Origin of the sequence: Nocardia sp. NPDC004151, from assembly GCF_042874235.1 — a bacterium.
Taxonomy (GTDB): domain Bacteria; phylum Actinomycetota; class Actinomycetes; order Mycobacteriales; family Mycobacteriaceae; genus Nocardia.
In genome coordinates, this window is the sequence record NZ_JBIAMR010000008.1 from 221733 (window position 1) to 248435 (window position 26703).

General features: G+C 69.1%; 28 protein-coding genes. 15 read left to right on the top strand and 13 right to left on the bottom strand.

Annotation, left to right across the window (positions count from 1 at the left end; translation table 11 throughout):
* The first annotated feature begins 417 nt into the window (after positions 1-417).
* Positions 418-1206 (top strand): transcriptional repressor LexA, encoded by a 789-nt coding sequence (gene lexA, locus ACFYTS_RS20090; protein WP_387306230.1) that lies wholly within the window; start codon positions 418-420, stop codon positions 1204-1206.
* Positions 1207-1274: 68 nt separating this feature from the next.
* Here lexA and ACFYTS_RS20095 read toward each other — a convergent pair whose 3' ends face one another.
* The 5 genes from ACFYTS_RS20095 to ACFYTS_RS20115 all read right to left on the bottom strand — a co-directional run bounded on the left by ACFYTS_RS20095 (position 1275) and on the right by ACFYTS_RS20115 (position 5919).
* Positions 1275-1739, bottom strand: coding sequence for a DUF2231 domain-containing protein (locus ACFYTS_RS20095; RefSeq protein WP_357282976.1), 465 nt, complete (start codon positions 1737-1739; stop codon positions 1275-1277).
* Positions 1740-1824: 85 nt separating this feature from the next.
* Positions 1825-2472, bottom strand: a complete 648-nt coding sequence (locus ACFYTS_RS20100; protein WP_387306232.1) for a hypothetical protein — start codon at positions 2470-2472, stop codon at positions 1825-1827.
* Between the two features lie 291 nt (positions 2473-2763).
* Positions 2764-4437, bottom strand: a complete 1674-nt coding sequence (locus ACFYTS_RS20105; RefSeq protein WP_387306234.1) for an alpha/beta hydrolase — start codon at positions 4435-4437, stop codon at positions 2764-2766.
* Between the two features lie 80 nt (positions 4438-4517).
* On the bottom strand, positions 4518-4826 hold the full coding sequence (locus tag ACFYTS_RS20110; RefSeq protein ID WP_387306236.1) for a hypothetical protein: 309 nt from the start codon (positions 4824-4826) through the stop codon (positions 4518-4520).
* A 112-nt stretch (positions 4827-4938) separates the two neighbouring features.
* Positions 4939-5919 carry an acyl-ACP desaturase gene (locus ACFYTS_RS20115; RefSeq protein ID WP_357282972.1) on the bottom strand — a complete coding sequence of 327 codons (981 nt, stop codon included), beginning with the start codon at positions 5917-5919 and terminating at the stop codon, positions 4939-4941.
* 218 nt (positions 5920-6137) lie between these two features.
* On the opposite strand from ACFYTS_RS20115, the gene ACFYTS_RS20120 reads away from it, so the two are divergent.
* Complete coding sequence (locus tag ACFYTS_RS20120; protein ID WP_387306239.1) at positions 6138-7175, top strand: YbhN family protein; 1038 nt, start codon at positions 6138-6140, stop codon at positions 7173-7175.
* 16 nt (positions 7176-7191) lie between these two features.
* Here ACFYTS_RS20120 and ACFYTS_RS20125 read toward each other — a convergent pair whose 3' ends face one another.
* Positions 7192-7440: a hypothetical protein gene (locus ACFYTS_RS20125; protein ID WP_387306241.1), complete on the bottom strand. Its 249-nt coding sequence runs from the start codon at positions 7438-7440 to the stop codon at positions 7192-7194.
* A gap of 177 nt (positions 7441-7617) precedes the next feature.
* Between ACFYTS_RS20125 and ACFYTS_RS20130 the strand changes: the two genes are divergently transcribed.
* Both ACFYTS_RS20130 and ACFYTS_RS20135 read left to right on the top strand, forming a co-directional pair.
* Positions 7618-7893, top strand: coding sequence for a YggT family protein (locus ACFYTS_RS20130; protein ID WP_387306243.1), 276 nt, complete (start codon positions 7618-7620; stop codon positions 7891-7893).
* Between the two features lie 43 nt (positions 7894-7936).
* Positions 7937-8449, top strand: a complete 513-nt coding sequence (locus tag ACFYTS_RS20135) for a DinB family protein (protein WP_357282968.1) — start codon at positions 7937-7939, stop codon at positions 8447-8449.
* Between the two features lie 224 nt (positions 8450-8673).
* On the opposite strand, the gene ACFYTS_RS20140 is transcribed toward ACFYTS_RS20135, so the two are convergent.
* Complete coding sequence (locus ACFYTS_RS20140; protein ID WP_387306245.1) at positions 8674-9648, bottom strand: oxidoreductase; 975 nt, start codon at positions 9646-9648, stop codon at positions 8674-8676.
* Positions 9649-9896: 248 nt separating this feature from the next.
* Here ACFYTS_RS20140 and ACFYTS_RS20145 point away from each other — a divergent pair, with 248 nt between their 5' ends.
* Complete coding sequence (locus ACFYTS_RS20145; RefSeq protein ID WP_387306246.1) at positions 9897-11156, top strand: KasA/KasB family beta-ketoacyl-ACP synthase; 1260 nt, start codon at positions 9897-9899, stop codon at positions 11154-11156.
* Positions 11157-11543: 387 nt separating this feature from the next.
* Here the strand turns inward: ACFYTS_RS20145 and ACFYTS_RS20150 are convergent, their stop codons facing one another.
* Entirely contained in the window at positions 11544-12320 is a 777-nt protein-coding gene (locus ACFYTS_RS20150; RefSeq protein ID WP_387306248.1) for a GntR family transcriptional regulator, read from the bottom strand.
* 142 nt (positions 12321-12462) lie between these two features.
* Here ACFYTS_RS20150 and ACFYTS_RS20155 point away from each other — a divergent pair, with 142 nt between their 5' ends.
* From ACFYTS_RS20155 to ACFYTS_RS20190, 8 genes are all read left to right on the top strand, one after another.
* Entirely contained in the window at positions 12463-13911 is a 1449-nt protein-coding gene (locus ACFYTS_RS20155) for an ABC1 kinase family protein (RefSeq protein WP_387306250.1), read from the top strand.
* 75 nt (positions 13912-13986) lie between these two features.
* Positions 13987-14553 carry a DJ-1/PfpI family protein gene (locus tag ACFYTS_RS20160; RefSeq protein WP_357282961.1) on the top strand — a complete coding sequence of 189 codons (567 nt, stop codon included), beginning with the start codon at positions 13987-13989 and terminating at the stop codon, positions 14551-14553.
* An 80-nt stretch (positions 14554-14633) separates the two neighbouring features.
* A complete protein-coding gene (locus ACFYTS_RS20165; RefSeq protein WP_387306252.1) occupies positions 14634-15779 on the top strand; it encodes a TDT family transporter in 1146 nt (381 codons plus the stop codon).
* A gap of 124 nt (positions 15780-15903) precedes the next feature.
* Positions 15904-16476, top strand: a complete 573-nt coding sequence (locus ACFYTS_RS20170; RefSeq protein WP_387306254.1) for an RNA polymerase sigma factor — start codon at positions 15904-15906, stop codon at positions 16474-16476.
* Entirely contained in the window at positions 16473-17168 is a 696-nt protein-coding gene (locus ACFYTS_RS20175; protein WP_357282957.1) for a Rieske 2Fe-2S domain-containing protein, read from the top strand. The genes ACFYTS_RS20170 and ACFYTS_RS20175 overlap by 4 nt, the downstream gene beginning before the upstream one ends.
* A gap of 108 nt (positions 17169-17276) precedes the next feature.
* On the top strand, positions 17277-17774 hold the full coding sequence (locus tag ACFYTS_RS20180) for a cupredoxin family copper-binding protein (RefSeq protein ID WP_387306256.1): 498 nt from the start codon (positions 17277-17279) through the stop codon (positions 17772-17774).
* A gap of 53 nt (positions 17775-17827) precedes the next feature.
* Positions 17828-18730: a metallophosphoesterase family protein gene (locus ACFYTS_RS20185; RefSeq protein WP_387306435.1), complete on the top strand. Its 903-nt coding sequence runs from the start codon at positions 17828-17830 to the stop codon at positions 18728-18730.
* A gap of 160 nt (positions 18731-18890) precedes the next feature.
* Complete coding sequence (locus tag ACFYTS_RS20190) at positions 18891-20108, top strand: Ig-like domain-containing protein (protein ID WP_357282953.1); 1218 nt, start codon at positions 18891-18893, stop codon at positions 20106-20108.
* Here ACFYTS_RS20190 and ACFYTS_RS20195 read toward each other — a convergent pair.
* Positions 20081-21376: a lipopolysaccharide biosynthesis protein gene (locus ACFYTS_RS20195; protein ID WP_387306258.1), complete on the bottom strand. Its 1296-nt coding sequence runs from the start codon at positions 21374-21376 to the stop codon at positions 20081-20083. The two genes, ACFYTS_RS20190 and ACFYTS_RS20195, sit on opposite strands and share 28 nt — an antisense overlap.
* A gap of 187 nt (positions 21377-21563) precedes the next feature.
* Here ACFYTS_RS20195 and ACFYTS_RS20200 point away from each other — a divergent pair, with 187 nt between their 5' ends.
* Positions 21564-22175 (top strand): DUF4126 domain-containing protein, encoded by a 612-nt coding sequence (locus ACFYTS_RS20200; RefSeq protein WP_357282950.1) that lies wholly within the window; start codon positions 21564-21566, stop codon positions 22173-22175.
* Between the two features lie 10 nt (positions 22176-22185).
* Here the strand turns inward: ACFYTS_RS20200 and ACFYTS_RS20205 are convergent, their stop codons facing one another.
* The 4 genes from ACFYTS_RS20205 to ACFYTS_RS20220 all read right to left on the bottom strand — a co-directional run bounded on the left by ACFYTS_RS20205 (position 22186) and on the right by ACFYTS_RS20220 (position 26024).
* Complete coding sequence (locus ACFYTS_RS20205; RefSeq protein ID WP_387306260.1) at positions 22186-23151, bottom strand: DUF1152 domain-containing protein; 966 nt, start codon at positions 23149-23151, stop codon at positions 22186-22188.
* A gap of 38 nt (positions 23152-23189) precedes the next feature.
* Positions 23190-23900 (bottom strand): alpha/beta hydrolase, encoded by a 711-nt coding sequence (locus tag ACFYTS_RS20210; protein ID WP_357282948.1) that lies wholly within the window; start codon positions 23898-23900, stop codon positions 23190-23192.
* 29 nt (positions 23901-23929) lie between these two features.
* Complete coding sequence (locus ACFYTS_RS20215; protein ID WP_387306262.1) at positions 23930-24895, bottom strand: alpha/beta hydrolase; 966 nt, start codon at positions 24893-24895, stop codon at positions 23930-23932.
* 106 nt (positions 24896-25001) lie between these two features.
* Complete coding sequence (locus ACFYTS_RS20220) at positions 25002-26024, bottom strand: GlxA family transcriptional regulator (protein ID WP_387306264.1); 1023 nt, start codon at positions 26022-26024, stop codon at positions 25002-25004.
* A gap of 74 nt (positions 26025-26098) precedes the next feature.
* Here ACFYTS_RS20220 and ACFYTS_RS20225 point away from each other — a divergent pair, with 74 nt between their 5' ends.
* A complete protein-coding gene (locus tag ACFYTS_RS20225) occupies positions 26099-26701 on the top strand; it encodes a TetR/AcrR family transcriptional regulator (protein WP_387306266.1) in 603 nt (200 codons plus the stop codon).
* Positions 26702-26703 lie beyond the last annotated feature (2 nt).

Below are 26703 nucleotides of genomic sequence, written 5' to 3' on the forward strand. Positions count from 1 at the left end.
GACGACATGATCGGTTCGAACACTCGGGCGAGGCATCGGCCGCATGCGCGCGCGGCAGGGCCGGCGGTTCCGGACGGGGTGTGCCGAGGCCCCGGACGGGGTGGCCGGGGACTGATCGGAACGCAGCTCCCAGGGGAGGCTGTCGAATCCCAAATCGCTTTCCAGAGTGTCGATCTCGCTGACCATGGCGCGCATCGAAGTAACCTCCAAGGTAGGGCGGGCCGCAGAGTGCTGGACAACTGACTCGATCATGTGTTCGATGAACTGATGTTCGAATTTCTATCACGGCGGACCGCCAATGTCACTGATTTCCGCGACATGCGTCGAACAGATGTTTGATCACACGCGTCACACGGTCTACAGTCGAGTCACGAGTTGCCCGGACGTACGACACGGCGCGTGCGGGAACGAATTCCGGTGAGCGACAGCAGTGAACGGAGGACGGCGGCGGTGAGCGAACACGGCGGCGTGGACGGTGAGAACGGACCCCTTGGTCCCGAAGGTAACGGCCCCCTGTCCGAATCGTCCGGCGCCGGCGCCGATCTGACCGTGCGTCAGCGCCGGGTCCTGGAGGTCATCCGCACCTCGGTGCACGACCGCGGCTACCCGCCCAGCATCCGCGAGATCGGCGACGCCGTCGGCCTCACCTCCACCTCCTCGGTGGCGCACCAGCTCCGGGCGCTCGAGCGCAAGGGCTACCTGCGCCGCGACCCGAATCGGCCACGCGCCGTGGACGTCCGGGGCCTGGACGAGACGGTGGTGCGCGCCACCGCCGGGGTATCGCAGCTCCGCGCGGTCAATGCCGAGGCGGAGCCCTCGGACGACCACCCGATCCCGACCTACGTCCCGGTGCTGGGCCGGATCGCCGCCGGTGGCCCGATCCTGGCCGAGCAGGCGGTGGAGGATGTCTTCCCGCTGCCGCGCGAACTGGTCGGCGAGGGTTCGCTGTTCCTGCTGAAGGTCGTCGGTCAGTCCATGATCGACGCGGCCATCTGCGACGGCGACTGGGTGGTCGTGCGCCAGCAGAACGTCGCCGACAACGGTGACATCGTGGCGGCCATGATCGACGGCGAGGCCACCGTGAAGACCTTCAAGCGCACCGGTTCCCAGGTGTGGCTGATGCCGCACAACCCCCTGTTCGAGCCGATTCCGGGCAATGACGCCCAGGTTCTCGGCAAGGTCGTCACGGTCATCCGCAAGATCTGACCGTGCCGCACTGTCGTGACTCGGTGGCCGCCCCGCAGACCGGCCGCCGGGTCACGACAGTCGCCTTCTCAGTGATTCACCACGCCGTTCCACACCGCGTGCGCGCCCGAATCCCCGGCCCGGAAGGTCTGCCAGGTGGCGGCCCCGCCGGCGGCCAGCGCGAGCACCGCGATCATCGCCACCAGCGCCCGGCCCAGCGGCCGTTCCCGCCGGGACCGCAGCTGCACGAAGGCGAGCAGCGCGGCCGGAACCAGCAGCGGCGCAACGAAGTACGGCATCTGCCGCCCGAGCCGCGCGTGCTCGTCGAGCAGCGGCGGCATTCCCAGCTGACGCTGGAACCACTCCCCCGCGTCGACGGTGATCGGGGTCAGCACGGTCACCACCACGGCCAGCACGACCACGAGCCAGATCAGCCGGGCGCGGGCCGCGGGCCATACAGCGCACAGGATCAGCAGGCCCGCCGTCAGCGGGACCAGTATCACCACCGCGTGCACCAGCAGAACATGGGCGGGCAGCCCATTGATTGTCGACATATCGACTCTTTCGAACTCGGTGAATGCCCGGCGTAAACGGTACAACGTACGACGGGCCCGACCGGTTCGATCGCGAGCCGGGCGCTCAGTCGGTTTCGGCCGGCTCCACGATGCGAGTCAGCAGCTGGGTGGGCGCTTCGTCGGCCGGGGCCGCCGGCTCCGCGGCGACCGGTTCGGCGGCTCGCGGTGCGGCGGCTTCGGGCTCCGGGGTGGGCGCGACGGCCGGCTCGGGAGCCGGGATCACCTCGGTGACCTGCGGGATCGATAGATCCGGCACCGCGGCGGCGGCCACGTCGGGCGTGCCCGCGAGAGCGGCGGCGGGGGTCAGGTCGTGGACGGCCATCACCGCGGGAGCATGGACGATCCGACGGGTCGGCACTTCCTCGGCCGGGCCGGCGTCGACGGCGCCGGGCAGGCCCGCGCCCGCCGCGAAGCCGAGCACCTCGTACTGCGTGCCGAGGGTCATGACGGCCGAGCTCTTGTCGTGCGCGATGTAGCCCTGATTGGCACCCAGGACCCGGCGCAGGGATTCGAGCCAGCGGTGGTCGAGCACGCGGCAGTCGGCCCACGGGAAGTACTCGAGTCCGGTGCGGAGGTAGAAGCGGTCACCGATGCGGGCGCCGCGCAACAGCTCCAGCAGCCAGGCGTCGATGAGATTGGGCTGCGCATTGCGGTAGATGCGCGAGCGCGGCGGGATCGAGCCGTTCGCGAATTCGCCGAAGTAGTTCAGCAACTCGCCCGGAAACTCATCCGGTTTCCCAAATCCAACAACATCCAAACCAAGAAGTTGCTCGGGAAGTTGGGCGGCGATCCTGCGCTCGTCATGCAGTTTGAACTTCCTATTGATGTTCTCAGTGCGCATTTGTCTCCGACTTCCCACTCCAACTTCACGAAACCCTAGCATGAACCCAACCGTTTCAAACTAGTTTGGTCGGCCGCCCACAGTAGTGGTACGGCATGGTCCGCAACGAATCCGCTACCCGCAGTTGCGGCTATCTCGGCGCAACGAACAGGCCGCTCGGCCTCATTGGCGATAGCGGCCAGCAATGATGTCACCCTGGGCACGAAGGCCCGGATTGCCCGGCTCCCAGTAGTTTCCGTGCGACAGCACATCGAATGGCAAGGCCCGCAACACAGGCAGGTCGAGAGTTGCCCCCGACGAAGTGAAAACCGTTGCGCGGAATTCGCGATCGACCGGGTTAACACCGTGTACTAATTGACCGAACACGGGAACCGGGTCAGCGGGGTCGGCAGTGGCATAGACATGCGCGCTGTTGTGGCCCGCCGGAATACCCATCAAACGCAATTCTGAAACATTGTCAACTTCTATCCCAGGACTTCCCACCAGTACCACGTCATCGGCGGCCAGCGTGTTCGCTCCACTGGCGGCCGCCCCGATCACCGTGCTCCCGTAGCTGTGGCCGAGAACGGTCTGATGGGACGCGAGGCCCAGATGGCTTGCGCGCAGTCCGGATTCGAACCGATCCAGTGCGAGCGCGCCCGCGTGGGCTCGCCGATCGCCCAGCGCCCCGGCCAGATCCGGTGGTGCGTCGTAGCCGTACCACGCGATGACCGATGTCCGCGCCGGCGGATCGGATCGTTCGGCGGCGGCCAGCAGCGCTCGGACCCGTCGCACCCCGGCCCCGATCGCGGTCAGCGGTGAGCCGGTGCCCGGCACGAAGGTCGCCACATTCGCGGCCGTGTCCGGATTGTTCAGCGCGATCGCACCGTGCCCGGCGGTGTCGACCGCGAGCAGGAGGCGGCCGCGCGGCGCCGGACCGAGCTGCTCCTCCAGCGCCTCGTATCCCGCGACCCTGGTGAGCGTCTCGGCTCGCGCCGCCTCCCACTCCCGCAGCCGCATCCAATCCCCGCTGCTGGTGGGCAGATTCTCACCCCGATACCAGTCGGGGTGCCGGTCGACCAGCCGTCGGTCCTCCGCCACCGCCGCCGCGCGCAGCTCCCGCACGACCAGCCGGTTGTAGTGGTCGCGGGCGAGCGCGGGCAGTCCGTCCCGGTTCCCGATCAGCGGATCGGCCGCGAACAGCTCGTCGCGATCGGCCGGGCCGAGCGCCTTCCACAGCGCACCCAGCGCTTTCGGGTCCTCCGGCAGCAGCGCGGTTCCCTCGAGGGACCCGCTGATCCGGGTACTCGGCCCACCGCCGCGCGGATCCGCCTGCAATTCCGTCAGCGTCATCGCGGCCGCGGCGAGCCGGGCGCCGACCCGCTCGTCGATCTCTCCGGCGGTGTCGAGCAGCGACACCAGCCGCGCCTGCAGGGCCAGCGCCTTCGCGTCGAACCCGGCCTGGAAGATGCAGTCCAGCGCCAGGTCCCCGATCTGGGAGCGCGGGCCGGTGACCGTGCCGTTCTCGGCGATCCGGCATCCATTGTCGTGCGCCTCGTCGCGGATGTGGCCGACCAGCGAGCACACCCGATCGAGTGCGCCCGCCTCGGCGAGCGCGTCCGCGACCTCGATGAGCGCCGCGCCGATATGGTTCGCCGCCAGCTGGGATTCCACGGCCCGCACAGCCGCCGCGGTCGCCGCCGCTCCCCGCCACCCGGCAACGGCGGTGTCGACCGCTCGCGCCACCCGTGTCCGCGCCGCGGAGAACGCCGAATCGGCTTCCACCACAGCGATACTCGCGCGGTCGGCGGCAGTGGGATCCCACCCGCACACCTGGGACAGGCTCGCTCGCGCCACCGCCCCTCCCGTCCGTGACCGGATCGCCTACCGAACCTGCTTCCTGGTAATGAGTGCCGGTCGAGGCTGGACGCCGCCGGTCAGGAGGTGGCGTGCAGGTACCCGTCCAGCTCGGCGGATAGCGCGAGCTGCGTGGCCTCGTAGGTGGTGGCTCCGTGATCGGCCGCGGCAGCGAAGGATCGGAACCGATCCGCCATGTGCCCGAGCGAGGCGAGCAGTGGCTCGCCGACGGTGACCGCGGCCGCGCCGATCGCCGAATTGGGCATGGCCTGCCCGACTTTCGCGATCAGATCCACCGGGTCGATATCCGTGACGGCGACGGCCTCACCCCTGAGACCCGCCGCCATGATGCGCAGCGCCGTGATGTCGGCGCGCAGCATGTCCGCCATGGTTCCCCCTGTCGTCGTGCACCACACCCTAGCGGCGGTCGACCGGGTGGGCTCGGTGAGAACGGCGCGCTGTGGACAACGCGGTGGCTGTTCACATTTCGGCGCCGGGAGCTCACCGCTCGCGGCGGGCGGCTTCGCGCGCCAGGGCGCGGTCGCGCTGTTCCTCGAAGCGCAGGACGTCGTTTCCGAGCCGCTCCACGTAGGCGGCCAGGTCGTCGCGGATCCGCTCGCCGCGGCCGGAGTAGTCGGTGCGATCGAAGATGTTCCAGCGGCGCAGCACCGGCATGACCACCTCGTCGAGATGCTGGCGCAGGTCGTAGATCCCGTACTTGGCGATGAGGACACTGTTGCGCCGGAACTCGGGCATGCCGGCGCCGGGCATCCGGAAGTTCTGGACGACCGCCGCGACGGCCGCCAGCGCGTCGTCGGGAACCAGGTCCAGGGCGGCCGCGCAGATATTGCGGTAGAAGACCATGTGCAGGTTCTCGTCGGCCGCGATGCGCGTGAGCATGCGGTCGGCGCGGGGTTCGTGGCAGGCCTTGCCGGTATTGCGGTGCGAGACGCGGGTGGCCAGCTCCTGGAACGTCACGTACGCGACGCCGTGCAGGATGGTGTTGTCGCCGGTGCCGGTGGGGTCGTCGATGCCTTGGGAGAGGCAGATCATTCGCGCGCGTTCCAGCGCGACCGGATCGACGGCGCGCGTCACGATCAGATAGTCGCGAATCACGATGCCGTGGCGATTCTCCTCGGCGGTCCAGCGGTCGACCCAGGCGCCCCACGCGCGGTCGCGGGAGAAGGCGTGGGAGATCAACCGATGATAGGAGGGCAGATTGTCCTCGGTGAGCAGGTTGGTGACCATGGCGGCGCGCGCGACCGGACTGAGTCGAGATTGATCTTGTTCCCAATCGATTCCGCCCATGGCGGCGAAATTGCGGCCTTCGTCCCACGGGACGTAATCGTGCGGATGCCATTCCTTGGCCAACCCCAGATGCCGGTTCAGATTCGCTTCCGCCACGGGTTCGAGTTCCGCCAGCAACTCCACCGGAGTCATCGAGCCGGTCTCGCGGGTCTCGGTGATCATGGATTTCGTCATGTCGTGTCCCTGTATTACGACTTGTCTCCCCATCCGTTCGTGAGCCTACTCGGGTATACGGCGTATCACCGGGGCGCGTTCACAAGACGACCGTTCCGTTGCCGATGGCGCACAGGACTATTCAGACAGCCCTGGTCACGGCCCTCCGATCGCGTTAATGTTCCCCGCGTATGCGATTCACCAGGGAAATTTCGTCTGCGATACCTGAGGAGGGGCGGATGGCGGCCGTTCCCGCGACGGCGAGGAAGGCCCTGCCCACTGTCGTGTGCACCCTGCTGGTGGCGGCCGCGGCCGTCTGGCAGCGGGACGCGGTCCTGACCGGGGTGCACGCCCTCGCCGGAGCGGACCCACGCTGGCTGCTGGTCGCCGCGCTGGCCACCCTCGCCCTGTGGCCCACCTCGGTTTTCATGTTGCGCGGCTCCATCCCTGCGCGGCCGACCACCGGGCAGTTGTTCGCCCTGCAGCTCGCGGTGCCGGCGATCGGGCTGGTGCCCGCGGCCTCACTGCTGCTGCGCCTGCGATTCCTGCGCCGGGCCGGGCTCAGCCATGCCGGGGCGATGGCGTCCATGGGATTGATGGGGTTCGCCGCGCTCATGGTCCGGGTGCCGCTGGTGGTGGTCGCGGTGCTGGCCGCGCCGAGTTTGATGAGTCGCAATGGCGCACAGCCCCCGTGGCACGACCTCGGTGCGCGAACATCGGGTACGTGGCATCACTTCGCGGGCGAGAATCCTTGGCGCACAGCGCTGATCATGGTCGCGGTGCTGATCGCGGCCGGTATGGCGGCGACCGTGGCGGGCCTGGTCCTGCATCGGCGGGTGGCCGCGCAGGGCGGTTGGCGAAGACTGCCGCAACGGCTGCGGCATGCCCGCTCCGATGCCGAGTTCGCGTGGAAGTCGGTGGCCACCACCGCTTTCCGGCCGCGGCGGGCGGCGGCGCTCTGGATCTGTGCGTTGTTGCAGCCACTGCTCATGGTGGTGGCGTTGTGGGCGGTGTTGCACGCGGTCGGGGCGGATCTCAGCCTGCCGGACACCTTCGTGGTCGAACTGGTGACCGTGGCGCTGGCTCCGCTGCTACCGTCCCCGAACGGCGTGGCCACCAAGAAGATCACCATCGCGGCGGGCCTCACCGCGGTCGCGGGCCTGACCGCCGGGGTGGCGGTGGGCGCGGCCCTGGGGTTCCGGCTCCTCACCTTCTGGTGCCAGATCCCGCTGGGCCTAGCCTCCTTCGCCTATCTGAACCACCGTCGCGCCATCTGACGCGACGGGTCCGGGCTCAGTTGTTGGGCTTGCAGTCGATGGTCGCGTACTTGGCGATGCCGCCCCACTTGGTCTGCGCGACGCCCGCGGCCTGATGCTTGCCGCGCTTGGCGTCGACGGTGAGGGTGGGCAGGGTCTGGCCGTCCCAGGTCTGGGCGTTGCAGGTCCAGGTCGGCGCGGCGGCCTGAGCGGTCGCGGCGTCGACGGCGACGACGACCGGGGTCAGCGAGAGGACGGCCGCCGGCAGGCCGACCAGATACTTCATGCGCACGGGGACTCCTTGTGCGGTCGCGGGTGAGCTGGGCGAACAGCAGCCCAGATTCTCGCACGGCTCCGGCGAGCCCGCCCGCGAACCGGACGGTCATGGTCGACGATGGGGGGCACTTTCGACCGACGCCGGGCGTTGATCGACGTAAGGCCGGCCACGAAGAAGGAGTCCGCCATGTCATTACTGGGTTCACTGATCGGGCTCGCCCTGACGCTGTTCATGCTGCTGCTGATCGCCCGCCTGATCATCGACTGGATCGGCGTCCTCGGCGACACCCCGCCCGCGCTGCGCAAGGCCCGTGATGTCGTGCACCGCCTGACCGAGCCGGTGATCGCCCCGGTCCGCCGGGTCCTCAAGCCGATTCGTCTCGGCGGCGTCCAGATCGACCTGGCCTTCACGGTCGTCTTCATCGCCGTGCTGGTGCTGCGCGCGATCGCCTTCAGCCTGTAGCAAGCCCGGAACATCCTCCGTCCCTCGACGATCGGATCGCACCATGACAAGCGCTGACCTGCTGGTGGACGCCTTCGGCCGGATCAAGGAGAACGTCCACGGCGCCGTCGCCGACCTCACCCAGGCCGAGCTCGGCATCCAGCCCGACGGCGACGCCAACTCCGTCGCCTGGCTGATCTGGCACCTCACCCGCGTCCAGGACGACCACATCGCCGACGTCGCCGGCACCGACCAGCTCTGGACCGCCGGCGGCTGGTCCACCCGCTTCGACCTTCCCTTCGACGACACCGCCACCGGCTACGCCCAGCGCCCCGCCGACGTCGCCGCCCTCGCCGCCGTCCCCGCCGACCTCCTGCTCGCCTACTACGACGCCGTCCACGCCGCCACCATCACCTACGTCTCCACTCTCACCGACGCCGATCTCCCCCGCGTCGTCGATACCCGCTGGGATCCCCCGGTCACCCTCGGCGTCCGCCTCATCAGCGTCATCGACGACGACATCCAGCACGCGGGCCAGGCCGCCTACATCCGGGGAATGCTCCTGCGCCGTCGGTGAGCGGTTGCCAATTCCGTTCTTCGACACAGTGTTTCGCGATGGCGCGGACCCGGACGGATCCGGGGCCAGAGGGCTGGTGAGGACCAGACCCGTCGGCGGTGCGGGCCTTCGTCGCCGCGCTCCCCACTGGCAAGCGAGCCACACCCCAGGGTCGGCTCGACACCACCGAGGAGGCGGGAACCGTTCCGCTGCCGAGCCTTACGCTCACCGAGAGCACGTGACGATCAGGACCAGGCGTATGCGACGCCGGTCAGCTTCTCGCTCAGCTCCCAGAGCCGTCGCGCCTGGAAACGGCTGTGGGCGAGCGGATTCCGCAGCGTCCGGCGCGGATACCCGAACGTTTCGAACGCGGGCCCGCAGTACGAGTTTCCGGCCAGCCCGGGCGTGGTGGCGGCATAGAGCTGCGGCAGCGCGCCCTTCGCGTCGGATTGGGCCAGCGAGAACAGCATTCGCTGCTGCACCGCCGCGAGGGCCGCCGCCGCACCCCTTTCCGGCGCGGACGTGTAGAGATTGGTCGCCGACAGACCCGGATGCGCCGCCACCGCGGTCAGATTCACCCCCGCCGCCCCGGCCCGGTGGTGCAGTTCCGCGGTGAACAGGAGATTGGCGAGTTTCGATTGACTGTAGGCCAGCCAGCGCACGTACACCCGCCGCCAGTTCGGATCCAGCCAGTTGATCACCCCGCCCCACGCCGCGATGGACGACACGGTCACCACTCGTGGTTCGGGGGCGCGCAGCAGCAACGGCAGCAAGGATCCGGTCAGCGCGTAGTGGCCCAGGTGATTGGTGCCGAACTGGGCGTCGAACCCGTCGGCGGTGCGCTGATCGCGCGGCAGGGCCATGACTCCCGCATTGTTGACCAGGATGTCGATCGGCGTACCGCGGACGTCGAGGTGGTCGGCGGCGCGGCGGATGGAGGCCAGATCGGCCAGATCCAGTGGCAGCACTTCGGGTTTCGGTCCGGTGGCGGCGGCCCCGACCTGTTCCAAGGCGACCGCGGCCTTGATCTCGTTGCGGCAGGCCAGCAGGACATGCGCGCCCTTGGCGGCCAGGGCTTCGGCGGTGCGCAGGCCGAGTCCGCTATTGGCGCCAGTGATCACGGCGGTGCGGCCGGTCTGGTCGGGGATGTCGTGGATGGTCCAGCGGCGGGCGATCACGGGCGGGCTGGTCACGGTGGGCCGGTGCGGGGCCTCGGTCATGCGATCGGTCTCCTTGCAGCGAATCTCCGTCTGAGACAATGTACCCGGAGCCGCCGGACCGCGACAGTCGAGCCGGCGGCCGGAAATCCCGCCCAAATCCGGTCGGTCGCATTTCCATCGGAGGCCACGCAGGTTACTTACCGGTCCCGAGTGTCGGTGCCACACTCCGGCGATTCTCGGGTTAACCTCGCAGGCGCTCGCGAATTCTCTGCAGGACTTGCCAATTGGCCGAAAAGGACACGCGAAAAGTGAATAGCCTCGCAGAATTCTCCACCCGGAATGGCGGATTCCGAAATGTCGTGGTCACCGCCGTGGAGATGACGACCTCGATCGCCCCCGACACCGAGGGCACCTGGCAGGGACTTTTGTCCGGAGCCAGTGGCATCAGCACCCTCGACGACCCGGAGATCACCAAGCTGAACCTGCCGGTAACCATCGGTGGCAAACTCGCGGCTGATCCGACCGGCGAACTCGATCGGGTCAAGAAGCGCCGCATGTGTTACGTGCAGCAAATGTCGTACGTGATGGGAAAACGCCTGTGGAACACGGCGGGCAACCCCGACGTCGACAAGGACCGCCTGGGCGTGTGCATCGGCACCGGGCTCGGCGGCGCGGACACCATCGTGGACGCCAATGACGCCATGCGCGACCACGGCTACCGCAAGGTCTCGCCGTTCGCGGTGCCGATGTCCATGCCCAATGGCGTCTCCGGCGTGGTCGGCCTGGAGATCGGGGCGCGCGCGAGCCTGGTCACCCCGGTCTCGGCCTGCGCGTCCGGCAACGAGGCGCTGGTGCACGCCTGGCGTTCGATCGTGCTCGGCGAGGCCGACATGGTGGTCGCGGGCGGCGTCGAGGGCTACATCAATCCGGTCGCCATCGCCGGATTCTCGATGGCGCGCGCCCTGAGCACCCGGCTCGACGAACCCGAACGGGCCTCCCGCCCCTTCGACCGGGACCGTGACGGCTTCGTGTTCGGTGAGGCGGCCGCGCTGCTGCTGGTCGAATCCGAGGACCACGCGCGGGCGCGCGGCGCGAAGCCGTTGGCCCGCTTGCTGGGCGCCGGTCTCACCGCCGACGGCTATCACATGGTCGCCCCGGATCCCGAGGGCGCGGGCTGCGCGCGAGCCATGCGGCGGGCCATCGAATCCGCGGGCGTGCGGCCCGAGGAAGTGGATCACGTGAACGCGCACGCCACCGGAACCAGCATCGGGGATCTGGCCGAGGCCAAGGGGATCGCCGCCGCGGTGGGCACGCATCCGTCGGTGTACGCACCGAAGTCGGCGCTGGGGCATTCGGTGGGCGCGGTCGGCGCGCTGGAGGCGATCATCTCGGTGCTCACGCTGCGTGATCAGGTGATTCCGCCGACGCTGAACCTGGAGAATCAGGATCCGGACGTGGAGCTGGATGTGGTGCACACGCAGCCGCGCAAGACCGGAGTGGAGTTCGCGCTGAACAATTCGTTCGGATTCGGCGGGCACAATGCGGCGGTGTTGTTCGGTCGTTACTGACCGGTACAGTCGGGCGCCGCGGGTGCCCGGCCGACCGTAGGTCAGCGGGTCGTGCGTTTCGTATTCGGCCGCCCCGGTTTCCCCGGCGTGGCCGGGGAAATGGCAGTGTTTATGCCGGAACCCGGGGGACACCAAACATCTTGGGAGCCGCCGGAATACGATAGCCGCGCACGACCCGTTACCGACGAGGGAGATGAACGCATGGCCGACCAACCGCCCGCCGAACCACCCACCAAGAGCGCCCGGGTGATCCTCGCGGTGCTGGCGCTAGCCATTATCAGCGCACTCGTGGCGGCGGCCATGCTCGCCGGAGGCTGATCGTCTGAGACATCTTCCCGAGTTGCCCGAGATCCCGGCCCGTTTCGTGAGTCCGACGCAGCGCGACGCCTACGCCGTCGCGCTGTGCGGGCGGGTCCCCGAATCCGGGTCCAGCCCCACCGATTCCTCGAAGCGGGCCCGCACCTTTTCGTGATAGATCGCGAACAGGTCCTCGAACAGCGCCAATTGCGCCGGTGAGGGCCCGCCCTCGGTTTCCCAGACCGCGAGCAGGGCACGCCACACCAGGACGTGCAGATCGGCGGAGACCGCGAAGTACGCTTCGACCGCTTCGGGTACCTCGAACAGCATCTCCCCCACCGAGTTCAGCACCGCGCGCTGCATGGTGTGGCCCAGGTCGGTGAGAATCGCGCGCACCAGACCGAGCTCGATATCGAGCAGGCGGGCCTGGTTGGGTTCCGCGCCGCGGGCCTCGGTTTCGAGCGCGTCGACCCGGGCGGCCAGTTCGGCGGGGGCGATGCCACGCTCGGCGGCGGTGTAGTCGAGCAGGGCGTCGAGCACGATGGCGCGTTCGGCGGCCACGATATTGCCGAACATCTCCGAGGCGACCTCGGGCGCGTGCAGGCAGAGCCGGAACAGCCGCCGGTACACGTCCACCCCGCCGGCGCGGCGCACGTCGCGCACGCTGAACCCGCGGCCGCGGTGGGCGTCGACGAAACCGTAGGACTCCAACCGGCCCAGCACCAATTGCGCCGTGGCCCGGTTCATCTCGAATTCCTCGGCGACCTGACGAACCGACGGCATCAGGTCACCGGGTGCGTATTCCCCGGTCGCGACGCGGCGAGCGAGCTCGTCGGCGACATCGGCCACGACCGTCTGGGCACCCATCCCGTCACCTTTCGACAACTTTCGGATACGTCCCAGACAGTTTAGGCTCTGGTGTGCCAAACTGCACGTGCATGGGCTATTCCGCAGACCCTGACGCTGCCGCGCACACGATGGCCCTGCCGCGCACACAATGGGGTGAGCAATGTCGATTCGGCGAATCCGGGAACGGACAGCGGGCGACCCCGGCGGCCCGCCGATTCGCGCTGCCGTCCGCAATGCCCGGATCGCCAGTCTCCCGGTCGCATTCGCGGGCCGCCAGGCCGCCGGCGTCGGCAAGCGCGCTCTGGGCCGCTCGGCCGCCGAGGTGGATTCCGAGATCCGGCTGCGCACCGCCCAGCACATCTTCGAAGTGCTGGGCGAATTGAAGGGCTGCGCAACCAAACTCGGCCAGCTGCTCTCGCTCTACGAGCTGGCCCTGCCCGCCGAGATCGCCTCGCCCTACCGGACCGCGCTGACCCAGCTGCAGGAATCGGTGCCCACCATGCTGCCCGCCACCGTGCACGAGGCGATGATCGCGGGCCTGGGCGAGCAGTGGCGTTCGCGGTTCATCGAATTCGACGACCGCCGGGCGGCGGCCGCCTCGATCGGGCAGGTGCATCGCGCGGTGTGGAACGACGGCCGCCCGGTGGCGGTGAAGGTCATGTATCCGGGCGCGCACGCGGCGGTGCTCGCCGATCTCGAACAGCTGCGCCGACTCTCGGTGCTGGCGACGGTGTTCGCGCCCGGGGCGGACGTGCCCGCGGTGACCGAGGCCATCTGCACCTGCGTCGCCGACGAACTCGACTACGTCGCCGAGGCCGACCATCAGCGCCGCTTCGCGCAGGCCTACATGGGCGACCCGGACTTCGCCATCCCGGACGTGATCGTCCAGCAGGGCGATGTGATCGTCACCGAATGGCTCACCGGCACACCGGTTTCGCGGATCATCGAGTCGGGCACGCCCGCCGAGCGCAGCCGGGTCGGCATGCTGATCATCCGCTTCCTGCTCTCGGCGTGGACCCGTACCGGCCTGCTGTACTGCGATCCGCACCCGGGAAATTTCCGGATCCTCCCGGACGGGCGGCTGGGCGTGGTGGATTTCGGGGCCTGCACGCCCTGGCCGCCCCCGGGATTCGAGGAACTGGTCGGCGAGGTGATGGACGCCGCGTTCAACGGCGGCATCCCGGAACTGGACGCGGCGGTCCGCCGCCACGGCTTCGTCCGCCCCGGCCGCGACTACGACGTCGCCGCGCTCGCCGAGGGGTTGGACGCCGTCGGCGAGCCGCTCACCGTGCCCACCTTCCGCCTCACCACCGCCTGGCTGCGCGGCCACGTCCGCTCGGTCCTGGCGCCCCGGCTCTCGAACGTCCACCGCCAACTGGACATGCCCGCCTACTTCACCCCCTTCGCGCGTTGCTTCCTCACCGCCCTGGGCGTGGTCTGCCAGCTGGAGACCGAGGGCCCGATCCGCGCCGAATTCGCCCGCTGGTCACCGGAACTGGCCGCGGTGTTCGACCGCTACGACACCCTCCACGCCGAGCCTGCCGACCTGGCGGTGGTGCGCCACCTGCGGCCGGTGCCGAACGACCGGCGCGCCCGGGTCGTCGGCTGAATCGAGAACCCTCCGCTGAACCGAAAACCCGTAGCCGCGCAGCCGATCCCGATACCATCGACTGGGAGGTGCGCCATGACGAAAGTGCTCTTGATCACCGGCGATGCCGCCGAAGACCTCGAAGTCATGTACCCGTACCAGCGGCTGCTGGAGGAGGGGTACGAGGTCGACATCGCGGCTCCCGCACGCAAACAACTCCAGTTCGTGGTCCACGATTTCACCGCGGGCTTCGACACCTACACCGAGAAGCCCGGTCGCACCTGGCCCGCCGATCTGGCGTTCGGCGAGGTCGATCCGGCCGAGTACGCCGCCCTGGTGGTGCCCGGCGGCCGCGCGCCCGAGTATCTGCGCGGCGATCCGGACTGCCGCCGCATCGTCCAGCACTTCGCCCAGGCCGACAAGCCGATCGCCGCCCTGTGCCACGGCCCGCTCATCCTCGCCGCGGCCGGGGTGCTGCGCGATCGCTCGTCGAGCGCCTACCCGGCCCTGGAACCGGATATCGCCGCCGCGGGCGCCCGCTGGGTCGACAGCCCGGATCACGTCGACGGCAATCTGGTCACCGGCCGCGCCTGGCCCGACCATCCGCGGTGGATGCGCGCGTTCCTGGAGGTCCTGCGCAAGGCGGCCCCATCGGTTCACTGAACCAGGGCATAGACCGAGTCTATGCATCCATCGGAATGCGGCCGCTACCGGCGGAAGTGCGGTCGGGCCAAGGTTGAGGCATGACCACAGTGACCTTCCGCCGAACCGTTCCCACCGCGACCACCGCCCGCGTGGGCACGGCGACCGCGGAACGTTCGGGTGGCAGGGAGCCGCTGCGGTACCTGGCGCCGAACTGGTTCGCCGTGGTGATGGGGACCGGGATCATCGGGAACGCGGCGGCGACCCTGCCGGTGCAGTTCCCCGGATTGCGGGGCGCCGCGACTCTCGCGTGGGCGCTGGCCGCGCTGATCCTGATCATCCTGGCCGGGGCGTGGGCGCTGCACTGGCGGCGCTATCCCGAGGAGGCCCGCGGGCACGGGATGCATCCGGTGATGATGCAGTTCTACGGCGCCGCGCCCATGGCGTTGATGACCGTCGGCGCGGGCACCCTGATGCTGGGCAAGGACGTCATCGGGTTGTCCGCCGCCGTGACCGTCGACTGGGTGTTGTGGTCGGCGGGAACCGTTCTCGGACTGCTGACCGCGGCGAGCATCCCCTATCGGATGATCACCCGGCACCACTTCGATCCCGATTCGGCGTTCGGCGGCTGGCTCATGCCGGTGGTGCCGCCCATGGTGTCGGCGGCGCTGGGCGCGCTGCTGGTGCCGCACACTCCCTCCGGGCAGGCCCGGCTGACCATGTTCGTGGCGTGCCTGGCCATGTTCGGCCTGAGCCTGATCGCCTCGCTGGTCACCATCACCCTGGTCTGGTCGCGGCTGCTGCATCACGGGCTGCCACCCGCCGGCATGGTCGCGACCGTGTGGCTGGTGCTGGGCCCGCTGGGCCAGTCGGTGACCGCCGCGAGCGCGCTGGCCGGTGTCGCCCCCGGCGTGGTGGATCAGCGCACCGCCGCCGGCATGGATGTCTTCACCGTGCTGTTCGGCGTTCCCACCTGGGGATTCGCCATGCTGTGGCTGGCCCTGGCGGTCGCGGTCACCTGGCACGCCCGCGCCTCGATGCCGTTCAACCTGACCTGGTGGGGCTTCACCTTCCCGCTCGGCTGTTGTGTCACCGGCAGCACCGCCCTCTACGGCCACACCGGCGCGAATCTGTTCGCGGTCATCGCCGTGGCCCTCTACGCGCTGCTGGTCGCCGCCTGGCTGGTCGTGGCCGCGAAGACCGTCCGCGGGCTGGTGCTGGGCGAGCTGCTGCGGCCCGCCCGCTAGGGCACGGTCCGGGACCGATCGTGCCCGATGCGGTCGAAACGGCCGCGCTGTAACCCCGCCCGCTATCTACTGACAGACGTGAACACGCGTCGAGTTCTTCGATGGATGCGGGAAGCGGCGGTTCATGGTGCGACGGGTCGAGTCCGAGCGCCGGACGCGGCCGGACGCGCCTTCCGGCTCGGGTCGGGAGTTGCGGCTGGTGTCCGGTGACAGCTACCCGGGCTGGGAAGCGGTGTACCGCGACAACGCCACCTGGGTGTACGCGTTGATGTTCGGCAAGGTCGGCAACCGGCCCGATGCCGAGGATCTGACCGCCGAGGTGTTCACCGCGGCATTGAAACCGCTGCGCATGACGGCCAGCGTCCCCGAGGTGCGCGCCTACCTGCGGGCCACCGCCCGCACCGTGCTGGCCGCGCATTGGAAGGCCCGCATGGGCCGGGAGATCACCACCATCGACGGCGACATCGCCGACGATCCGCCGGAGGAGTTCCACGACTCGGGCGCCGAGGCGCGCGCGAAGGCGGTGTTGTCCGAACTCCCGGATCGCTACCGCCGGATCCTGGAACTGCGTTTCCTGCAAGGTCTCTCGATCCGGGAATCGGCGCAGACCCTCGGGGTGACGGTGGCGAATGCGAAGGTGTTGCAGCATCGGGCGGTGCAGATGGCGGCCCAGTTGACTGAGCGAGGTGTGCGGTGAGCGGGCGGGATGTGCGGCGGTTCGTCGACGAACTACTGGCGGGCAAGCGGTCCACGGGGTTCACCCCCGACGAGGCCGAGGCCGAGGAGATGCGCACGGCCATCGAGCTGCGCGCCGCCCGGCTGGGCAGTGACGCGCCCAGCGAGGAGTTCCTGAGCGGCCTGCATCGGCGGCTGGCCGCCGAGATGGCGGAGCCGGAGCCGGAATCGGCGGCGCCCACCGGGCATCGTCGCCGCAATCTGCTGATCGGGACCTCCGCCGCCGCGGCCGCCGCCACGGTCGGCGCGGTCGTGGATCGCACCCTGCTCGGGCACGGTCAGGAGGGTTCACCACCCGCCGCGCGGCAGACGCCGCTGTCGCCCAATTCCGGTGCGTGGCTGCCGATCGCGCGGTCCGCGGATCTGCCGGAGGGCGCGACGGTCGCCTTCGACGTGGGGACGGTGAACGGATTCGTGCGCCGCGACAAGGGGAATCCGGTCGCGGTGTCGGGCGTGTGCACCCATCAGGGCTGCAAGCTGTGGCTGGACGCCCCGGCCGAACGGCTACGCTGCCCCTGCCATTCGACGTCGTTCTCGATCGAGGGTCAGGTGGTCACCCATCAGCTGCCGGTGGCGCCCGCGCCGCTGCCGCTGGTCCAGGTGCGCGAGAACAACGGCACCATCGAGGTGTTCGCGCCCACCGAGCCCGCCTAGGGATCAATGGTGTTCGGGCGCAAAGGTTCCCGTGTAACTCGCTCCCCTATCCATGGATGACCGGTTCGCGACAGCGAACGGACCCATCCCGGACGGAGGACCGGATTCATGAGACCCACCTGTACCCCGCGACGCGTAACCGTCGCCGTCGGGGTCGCCGCGGCGGCCCTGCTCACGGTGAGCGCGTGCGGCTCCACCGGCGGCGGAAAAGCCGCGGATCCGGCCGCGCCCGGATTCACCTTCGCTTCCGGCACCGCCACGCCCGGCATGGTGCCGGACGGCGGGGGCCCGGCCATGCCCGGGATGACCTCGGCGGCGGGCACCTCCGCCGCCGGGCCGCCCGGGGCGCCGGCCGGGCCCGATGCCGTCACCATCGACAATTTCGCGTTCGGTCCCAGCTCGCTGACCGTCACGGCCGGGACCACCGTGACCTGGACCAACAAGGACGAGGAGCCGCACACCGTCGTGGCGAACGACGGAAGCTTCCGCTCGCCGACGCTGGGGACGGGCGCGACCTACACGTTCGCTTTTCCCAGGCCGGGCACCTTCGCCTACGTCTGCTCGATCCATCCGTTCATGCACGCGACCGTGGTGGTGACGCCGTGAGCACCGATCTCCCCGGCGACGACCACGCGGAAGACTCCCGCGATCCGCAGCGGATGACCCGCCGCCAGCTCATGCGGCACAGCGCCTGGTTCGGCGCGGCGGTGGGCCTGGCGGTGGTGGGCGGCGAGGTGGTGTCGCACGTGGCGGGCAGCGTGTCGGCCGCCCCGGCCCGGCCGACGCTGCGGTTCGCACAGGTCAGCGACAGCCACATCGGGTTCACCGGTACCGCGAATACCAGTGTCACCGACACCTTCTCCGAGGCCATCTCGCAGGTGAATTCGCTGGGCTATCAGCCCGATTTCGTGATCCACACCGGTGATCTGACCCACCTGGCGACGGCGGAGCAGTTCGATCAGGTCAAGCAGATGATGGGCGGGTTGTCGACGCCGCACGTGTTCACGGTTCCGGGAGAACATGATTCGAGTGATGACGGCGGCTCTCGATACCGGTCAGTCTTCGGCAACGGCACGCGCGGCGACGGCTGGTACAGCTTCGACATCGCGGGCGTCCACGTGATCGGGTTGGTCAATACGCTCAATCTGAAGGACCTCGGCCATCTCGGGCAGGATCAGCTCGACTTCGTCCGGAAGGATGTGGCCGGGTTGTCCAGCGACACACCGATCATCGTGTTCAGCCACATCCCGCTGTTCGCCATGTACCCCCAATGGGGCTGGGGCACAGACGATGCCACGCAGGCGCTCAGCTACCTGCGGCGGTTCTCGTCGGTCACTTGTCTCAACGGCCATGTGCACCAGCTGTTCACGAAGACCGAGGGCAATGTCACCTTCTACAGCGGCACCACCACCGCCTATCCCCTGCCCAAACCCGGCGACGGGCCCGCGCCCACACCGGTGACGTTGCCCGCGGGCAAGCTGCACGAGGCACTGGGAATTCGCGAGGTGACCTTCCAGAAGGGGCAACAGCAACTCGCTATCAAGGAACAGGCGCTGAAATGACCACTGCCGACCGGCGTGTCGCTCGCGGGTCTCACATCGGTGTCATTTCTCAGGGATGACCTCGTGACGGACGATCGAAAGCGGCGAGTAATCTACTACGCTGGGCAGTAACAAGATGCTGTGCAGCGATGCGGCGCACGGCGATTACAGGAGGGAAGCCATGCCACCCCGCCGTTTTCGGACGAACGCCGCAGCGAGCGTATTGGTCACGCTCACGCTGGTGCTGGCGGCCTGCTCGTCCAATCTCCCGAGCGGGAAGGTCGGTCCGCGCACGCCGGTCGAGCAGTCCATCGTGGTGTCGCCCGCGGCGGGCTCGGACAAGGTGGATCCGTCGGCGCCGGTGAAGGTGAGCACCACCGGGGGCGTGCTGACCGACGTCGTGCTCTCCAATGACGATGGCAAGGTCATCGAGGGCACGTACACGCCGGACAAGACCGCGTGGAAGCCCAACGACCAGCTCGGCTACGGCCGCACCTACACGCTGAAGGCTTCCGGTGTCGATGTGACCGGCCCCATCGGACCGGTCACCTCCACCTTCACCACCATCAACCCGAAGAACCAGACCAAGGTGTATTTCAACACCACGGGCGGGCAGGCCATCGTCGACGGCAACAGCTACGGCGTGGGCATGGTCATCGTCGCGCACTTCGACGAGGACATCCCGGACCGGGCGGCCGCGCAGAAGCGACTGGTCGTCACCACCGATCCGCCGGTGGAGGGCTCCTGGTACTGGCTGGACAACCGCAATGCGCACTGGCGGCCCAAGGAGTACTGGAAGACGGGCACCAAGGTGAACGTGGCGGCCAACCTGTATGGCGTGGAGGTCGGCAACGGGCTGTTCGGGCAGGAGGACGCGAAGTCGCGCTTCGTGATCGGGCCCTCGCACGTGTCCATCGCCGACGACAACACCAAACAGGTGCAGGTGTTCGAGAACGGTCAGCTGATCCGCACCATGCCCACCTCCATGGGGCGCGGCGGATCGGAGACCGTCGCGGGCAAGACGTTCACGTTCTGGACCATGCCCGGCACCTACACGGTGATGGACAAGGCCAACCCGGTGATCATGGACTCCTCGTCCTACGGGCTGCCGATCAATTCGCGGCTCGGGTACAAGGAGACCATCGGCTGGGCGACCCGCATCAGCACCGACGGCATCTACCTGCATCAGCTGGACTCCACGGTGTGGGCGCAGGGCAATACCAACCTCTCGCACGGCTGCCTCAACCTCAATCTCGACAACGCGCAGTGGTTCTTCAACTTCGCGCAGCCCGGTGATGTGGTGGAGGTGCGCAATACCGGCGGCGCGCAGCTCGAGGTGTGGCAGAACGGCGACTGGACGCTGCCGTGGGATCAGTGGCTGGCCGGTAGCGCCGGCTGACGCCGCTCGCGCGCGGCCAGTTGCCCGGTGCGCGCGAGATACCAGGCCGCGACACAGAATTCGGCGGCCACCGTGCCCCACACCAGCGTCCACACCGAGTGGGTGCGCAGGGTGAGCAGCAGGGCGGTGGCCGCCACCGCGGTCCCGATCACCGCGCCGATCATGATGCCGACGGTGTCCTGGCGGACGGGCAGGATCGCGGTGGTGACGAACGAGGTGGTGGCGGTCGCAACCAGGATGCACACCTCGACCCGCAGCATCGGCACCACGGCGCGGAACTCGTCGTCGTAGATGACCCGCACCGCGAGCGGCGCGGCGATCCAGATCCCCGCCACCGCAACGGCCGCCACGATCACGCAGGCGGCCAGGGCGCGCAGCTCGTGCCGCCAGAAGCCGGGTTCGGTGCGCTCGCGCGCCATCCGGGGCAGCAGCGCCAGCCCGATCGGATCCAGCAGCGACTGGGTGGCGCGCACGAGTTTGTCGCCCGCCGAATACAACCCGAGCGAGGCGGCGTCGAGCACCGACGAGTACACGGTGGCCGTCCCCTGCCCGTAACTGGTGACCAGCAGCCGTGAGGCGAGCACGGGCGCGCCCTTGCGCAGGATCATCACCACCTTTCTCGGCCGCCCCGGTTTCCCGAACCGCTTGTTCGCGTCCCACCAGGTCAGCGCGACCGTGACCGCGGACGACACCAGCAGGCACACCAGCACCACCTCGGCGTGCGGCAGTCGCGGCAGCACCCCGACCAGCAGCGCGAGATACACCACCCGCCCGGCGATCTGATACGACATCGAGGCCCCGAATCTGGCCTGCCCCACCAGCAGCCAGTCCTCGGACATCGACAGGAATCCGCCCACGAACAATCCGAGCAGGATCATCCGCAGGTGCGCTCCGGCTCCGACAGACAGTCCGGCCGCGAGCGCCACCCCGAGCGCGCCGAGCCCGGCCGCCCGCACCGCGAGGTAACTCCCCCGCAGTTCATCGAGTCCTTCATCCCCGAGCAGCGCGGCCAGGAAGGTGTTGATCCCGAGATCCACGACCAGCGATCCGAGAAAGTACGCCGACATCCCGATGGCCAGCAGCCCGACGCCGCTCACCCCGAGCATCCGCGCGGTGAGCGGCACCGTCACCGCGGTCACCAGGAACTGCCCGTACTTCCCGAGGCTGACGAACCCGATGTCGCGCAGGACCGACAGCAGCCCGTCCTCGGCCACCTTCGCCCGCACGCGTCCGACCAACGCGCCACCCAGGTGTCGCCGATCCGCCATGGCGGTCCCTCTCTCCCCGACCGCGCACCCCGGGCCGACGACGAAATTCTCGCGCCGCACCACCCGCCCCGCCACCCGATCCCGCCCGGTTGGGGGAAACCGTAACGCCCTGTTCAAATGAACCGCGCAGTCCCGCAACCGCTCCCAAATACCGGCCGCCTCCCCCCGATGCCTGCACACTGGTCCCATGGAGATCACATCGGCCGTCGGAGCGATCCTCGGCGCGTTCGGATTGTCGGGCGCGGCGGGACTCAATGCCTGGCTTCCCCTGCTGGTGGTGGGCGCCGCCGACCGCATGGGCTGGATCGACCTCGGCTCCTCCTACGGCTGGCTCTCCTCCACCCCCGCGTTGATCGTGATCGCCCTGCTGCTGGTCTTCGACCTCATCGGCGACAAGATCCCCGCCATCGACTCGGTCCTCCATGCCATCGGCACCCTGGTGGCGCCCGCCTCCGGCGCGATTCTCTTCACCGCCGAGACCAGCATCTCCTCCAACCTCCCGCCCGCCGTCGCCGCCATCCTGGGCGCGGTCACCGCGGGCAGCGTCCACGCGGGCCGTACGGTGGCGCGCCCCTTCGTCACGGGAACCACTGCGGGCGTGGGCAACCCGGTGGTCTCCACCGCCGAGGACGGCACCTCCCTGCTCCTGACCGTGCTGGCCCTGGCCGTCCCCGTCCTCGCCTTCGCCGCCATCCTGCTGCTGCTCATCTTCCTGGGCTGGTTGGCTTTCCGAGCCCGCCGCTGGCTCCGCACCCGGCGAGCCCGCAAGGACAGCCAACCGGACCGACTACAGCCGTGACCCCGCTTCGTCAGCCGGGAATCGCGCGCCTGGCCCGTAGCGGGATCCGATCGCGAAACGCCTCGATGGCGGCCGCGACGTCGTACGGTGTCGCCGCATCCTCGATCTCGTTGCGGTACAACACCCGTCCCGCGACCGCGTCCAGGTCGAACCCCCACACCATCGACATGAGCGGGTTGATGAACAGCTCGTAATCCCCGCTCCGAGTCCGCGGCACCGACCGGTGATCCCCGAACTCCCCGCGCGCCGCATCGGTGATCGACGCACACACGATGCTCTCCCGATCAGGCGTGTTCCCCTGCACGTACGCCACCGCCTCGAGCCACTCGTCCACGGCCCGAATCCCCGGCGTCAAACCGAAAACCCCGTGATAGGCGCCCATTGTGGCCAGCGCCGCCACGTTCTCGAGGAAATGCGCGTGGCACAGTCCGTGATGCGCGTCCACCCCGAATCCGACACACGCCACCGTCTTCACCGGCACATCCAGCGCTTGCACCGCCAGCAGACTGGTGATGTCCTCGACCGGCGTCCCCAGCCCGGCCTCGTCGCCGGTCATCAGCAGATCGGTCCCGCCATCGACCAATACGATCCCGTCGACGCCCAATTCGTCCGCCAGCCACCGATAGGCGGCCCGAACCGCCTTCGTCCCACCCTTCTTGATCAGGTACACCCGGTCGCCATACCCCCGCTCGGCCAACCACGCGGCGAGATGCTTCTCCGGGAAATAGGACCGCGGCCCATCGGAATCCGGCCGCGCGTCGAAAACCCCCGGTCCGACCTCAACCGCCGAGGTGCGCTTCGCGGCGGTGAAGGTCAGATTCGCGAGGAACACCGTGCGCCCCTGCTCGATCAGGGACAGCGCGATCGGCAGCCCGCTGAGCACGTCGAAACCCCCACCGGCCCCGGCGATCAGAACCCGCTCACAGTCCCGCAGCCGATGCAGGACCGGAACATCGAACAAGGTAGGCGCTGACACCGGGCCCAGTGTAGGCACGCTTCGTGTCGGGAAGGGGCTCAGAGGTTGTGGCGGACCGCGCGCAGGATGAGGTCGGCGACCGCGTCGGGGCGGGAGACGGTGACGGCGTGGGAGGCGTCGACCTCGGTGGTGTGGGCTCCGGCGCGTTCGGCCATGAAGCGCTGGGCCTCGACGGGGATGTTCTTGTCGGCGGTGGTGAGCACGGCGAAGGCCGGGATGGTTCGCCAGGCGGCGGCCGCGGCCGGTTCCTCCAGGGCGGCGACGGCGACCGGGCGCTGGATCACCGCCATGGTGGCGGCGGTGGGGACGTCGGCGGCGAACTGCTGGGGGAACTCTTCCCGGCGGATGTAGAGTTCGGTGGCTTCGCTGCCGTCGGCCCGGCGATAGGTCGCGGGGCGGGTGGTCGGGCCGAGGGTGGAGCCCGGGAACTTGCCGGTCAGTTCCAGTGCGCTCTCACCGATCTCGGGAATGAACGCCGCCACGTAGACGAGCGCGGTGACCTGCGACTTCCCTTGGGCGGCAACGCTGATGACGCTGCCGCCGTAGGAGTGACCGGCCAGCACCACCGGGCCGTCGACGCTGTCGACGACGGAGGCGATGTAGTCGGCGTCGGAGGTGAGTCCGCGCAGGGGGTTGGCTGCCGCGAGGACCGGAATGCCCTCGGCGGCAAGGGTTTCGATGACGCCGTTCCAGCTGGAGGAATCGGCGAAGGCTCCGTGCACCAGGACGACGGTCGGGGTTGTGGTCATACGGTTTGCTCCTGAGCTGGGGTCGATGGTCAGGCCGGGTACAGCGCCGCGCGCAATGTCGCGACGGCCTGGGCCACAGCGGCTTTCGCGGCGTGCGTGTCGTGCAGGGCGTTGACCATGACGAAGTCGTGGATGATGCCGCCGTAGCGGACCTGGGTGACGGGAACGCCGGCGGCGCGCAGGTTCGCGGCGTACGCCTCGCCCTCGTCGCGGAGCACGTCGGCCTCGGCGGTGATGACGAGGGCGGGCGGCAGTCCGGCGAGCTGGTCGGCGGTGGCGCGCAGCGGCGAGACGTCGATGCGGGCGCGGTCCTCGGCGCTGGTCGTGTACTGGTCCCAGAACCACTTCATGCCGTCGAGGGTCAGGAAGTAGCCCTCGGCGAACTGCCGGTAGGAGCCGGTGTCGAAGTTGGCGTCGGTGACCGGGTAGAACAGCACCTGCTGGGCGAAGGTGACGTCGCCGCGCTCCCTGGCCATGAGGGTCAGCGCGATGGCCATATTGCCGCCGACCGAGTCGCCGGCGACGGCGAGCCGCGTGGCGTCGAGGCCCTTGCTCGCGCCATCGGTGGTGACCCACTGCGCGATTCGATACGACTGCTCGTTGGCGACCGGGTACTTCACGTCCGGCGAGCGATCGTATTCGGGGAACACGACGGCCGCCCGCGTGCCGACCGCGAGGTCGCGCACCAGCCGGTCGTGGGTGTGCGCGTCACCGAAGACCCAGCCCGCGCCGTGGGTGTAGACGATGACCGGCAGCGGCTCGGTCACGCCCTGGGGCTTGACGATGCGGGCGCGCACCGACCCGGTGGGACCGCCCTCGACGGTGATCCACTCCTCGTCGATTTCGGGCTTGAAGATGGGCGAATCCTGCACCGAGTCAACGGCTTTGCGACCCTCCTCCGGGGGCAGCTGGTACAGGAACGGCGGCTGGGAGGTGGCGTCCACGAACTCCTGGGCGGCCGGTTCGAGCGAGAGGTGGTGCGGGTTTCCGGACATTGTGATCCTTTCCGCGACGCCGGGAATGGGGGCAGGCGCCACGGTAGTCATTTTCGTCCGGAAACACCTCGCGCCGCCCCGCCCTACGGGCCGCGAAATCCACGATTCAGGACACGGCCGCCACCGCCGATTCCTGGACATCCGCCCAGCTCGCCGACCCGGTCGTCCGGAACCGCTGTTGGTAGCTGCGCGGCGAAATGCCCAGGCGCGCAATGAAAGCCCGGCGCAGCGCCTCACCACTGCCGTAGCCCGCGATCATGGCCGCTTCGGTCACCGTGGACCCGGCGTGCAGCAGGTCGCGAGCGACGCCGAAGCGGATGAAGGCCACGTATTCGGCCGGTGAGCGTTCGAGTTCGGACCGGAACAGCCGGGTCAGATGCCGCACGCTGACCTGCGCGTGCGCGGCCAGGGTCTGCACCGTGTGCGGGAAAGCCGGATCCGCGCAGATCAGATCGACGACCCGGCGCACCAGCGGGCTGCGCGCCACGGGACCGGTCAGGGAGGCCGAGAACTGCGACTGTCCGCCCGCCCGTTGCATATAGACCACGAGCAGCTGCGCCGTCCGCCGCGCCACATCCGCGCCGTGATCCTCCTCCACCAATGCGAGCGCCAGATCCACGCCCGCCGCGACTCCGGCGGAGCTGTACAGGTTTCCGTCGCGCACGAAGATGGCATCGGCATCCACCTCGACCGCCGGGAAGCGCCGGGCCAGGTCCGGTGCGAACTTCCAGTGCGTGGTCACCCGCCGCCCGTCCAGCAGGCCCAGTTCGGCCAGTACCGCGGTCCCGCTGCAGATCGACACCAGCCGCCGGGTGCGCGCGGACAGGTGCCGGGCCGCGGCCAGCAGTTCGGGTGTCACGAAGACCGACGCGGGCAGCTCACTGCCCGGGATCACCACGATGTCGAAGGGTCCGGCGTCGGCCGCGGCCCCGTTCACCGCCACCTTCGCGCCGATCGAGGTCTGCACCTCCCGTCCGTCCGGTGACACCAACACCACGTCGTAGCCGTGCACCGCCTGGTTGGCCTCCATGAAGACCTCGGCGGGACCGGCGAAGTCGAGCATCTTCACACCATCGAAGACGAGGATCCCCACCCGGCGGCGGTTCGGACCGGAAGATTTGGCTGACATGTCCACTATTATTCTGGAGGCACGGCTCCATAACAAGCGGAGTGCGCGAGATCGCAGATTGATACGGTGACCCCATGGGCAGACCACGGCAGTTCGACGAGCAGGCATTGCTCGCCGCCGCGGTGGAACTCTTCTGGGCGAAGGGTTTCGACACCACGTCGGTCGACGACGTCTCCCGCGCGACCGGCATCGGCAACGGCAGCATCTACGCCGCCTACACCAGCAAACGCGGCCTGTTCCTGGCCGCCTTCGAGCGCTACTGCGAGCAGCGCGCCCGCTTCGTGCGCGAGACCCTCGAGTCGGCACCCGGCTCCGCGCGCGACGCCGTGCGCACCCTCTGCCGTGCCGTCATCGACGATTGCGCCGCCCACCCCGACCACCGCGGCTGCCTGATGCTCAACAGCATCGCCCACCTCGCCACCCGCATCCCCGAGGTGGCCACTATCGCCACCCGCACCACCACGGCCATGGAAACCGCTGTGGCCGACCGACTCCGCCCGGCCATGCCGCACCCCGACGAGGCTCTGCTCTCGACCCTGGGCGCGAGCGTCATCATGACCACCCAGGGCCTCATCCAACTGAGCCGGATCGGCGTCCCCCCGTCCCGCCTCGGCGAAATCGCCGACGTGTCCTGCGAAGTCCTCCCCCCGGACTGGGCCGACCTACCCCGGATCTGAGC

Bases quoted from the DNA above. Each gene is read 5' to 3' on its own strand.
- ACFYTS_RS20095 (WP_357282976.1), bottom strand. From the start codon at position 1,739: ATGTCGACAATCAATGGGCTGCCCGCCCATGTTCTGCTGGTGCACGCG.
- ACFYTS_RS20110 (WP_387306236.1), bottom strand. From the start codon at position 4,826: ATGGCGGACATGCTGCGCGCCGACATCACGGCGCTGCGCATCATGGCG.
- ACFYTS_RS20115 (WP_357282972.1), bottom strand. From the start codon at position 5,919: ATGACGAAATCCATGATCACCGAGACCCGCGAGACCGGCTCGATGACT.
- ACFYTS_RS20120 (WP_387306239.1), top strand. From the start codon at position 6,138: ATGGCGGCCGTTCCCGCGACGGCGAGGAAGGCCCTGCCCACTGTCGTG.
- ACFYTS_RS20125 (WP_387306241.1), bottom strand. From the start codon at position 7,440: ATGAAGTATCTGGTCGGCCTGCCGGCGGCCGTCCTCTCGCTGACCCCG.
- ACFYTS_RS20130 (WP_387306243.1), top strand. From the start codon at position 7,618: ATGTCATTACTGGGTTCACTGATCGGGCTCGCCCTGACGCTGTTCATG.
- ACFYTS_RS20135 (WP_357282968.1), top strand. From the start codon at position 7,937: ATGACAAGCGCTGACCTGCTGGTGGACGCCTTCGGCCGGATCAAGGAG.
- ACFYTS_RS20140 (WP_387306245.1), bottom strand. From the start codon at position 9,648: ATGACCGAGGCCCCGCACCGGCCCACCGTGACCAGCCCGCCCGTGATC.
- ACFYTS_RS20150 (WP_387306248.1), bottom strand. From the start codon at position 12,320: ATGGGTGCCCAGACGGTCGTGGCCGATGTCGCCGACGAGCTCGCTCGC.
- ACFYTS_RS20155 (WP_387306250.1), top strand. From the start codon at position 12,463: ATGTCGATTCGGCGAATCCGGGAACGGACAGCGGGCGACCCCGGCGGC.
- ACFYTS_RS20160 (WP_357282961.1), top strand. From the start codon at position 13,987: ATGACGAAAGTGCTCTTGATCACCGGCGATGCCGCCGAAGACCTCGAA.
- ACFYTS_RS20165 (WP_387306252.1), top strand. From the start codon at position 14,634: ATGACCACAGTGACCTTCCGCCGAACCGTTCCCACCGCGACCACCGCC.
- ACFYTS_RS20170 (WP_387306254.1), top strand. From the start codon at position 15,904: ATGGTGCGACGGGTCGAGTCCGAGCGCCGGACGCGGCCGGACGCGCCT.
- ACFYTS_RS20180 (WP_387306256.1), top strand. From the start codon at position 17,277: ATGAGACCCACCTGTACCCCGCGACGCGTAACCGTCGCCGTCGGGGTC.
- ACFYTS_RS20185 (WP_387306435.1), top strand. From the start codon at position 17,828: ATGACCCGCCGCCAGCTCATGCGGCACAGCGCCTGGTTCGGCGCGGCG.
- ACFYTS_RS20190 (WP_357282953.1), top strand. From the start codon at position 18,891: ATGCCACCCCGCCGTTTTCGGACGAACGCCGCAGCGAGCGTATTGGTC.
- ACFYTS_RS20195 (WP_387306258.1), bottom strand. From the start codon at position 21,376: ATGGCGGATCGGCGACACCTGGGTGGCGCGTTGGTCGGACGCGTGCGG.
- ACFYTS_RS20200 (WP_357282950.1), top strand. From the start codon at position 21,564: ATGGAGATCACATCGGCCGTCGGAGCGATCCTCGGCGCGTTCGGATTG.
- ACFYTS_RS20210 (WP_357282948.1), bottom strand. From the start codon at position 23,900: ATGACCACAACCCCGACCGTCGTCCTGGTGCACGGAGCCTTCGCCGAT.
- ACFYTS_RS20215 (WP_387306262.1), bottom strand. From the start codon at position 24,895: ATGTCCGGAAACCCGCACCACCTCTCGCTCGAACCGGCCGCCCAGGAG.
- ACFYTS_RS20220 (WP_387306264.1), bottom strand. From the start codon at position 26,024: ATGTCAGCCAAATCTTCCGGTCCGAACCGCCGCCGGGTGGGGATCCTC.
- ACFYTS_RS20225 (WP_387306266.1), top strand. From the start codon at position 26,099: ATGGGCAGACCACGGCAGTTCGACGAGCAGGCATTGCTCGCCGCCGCG.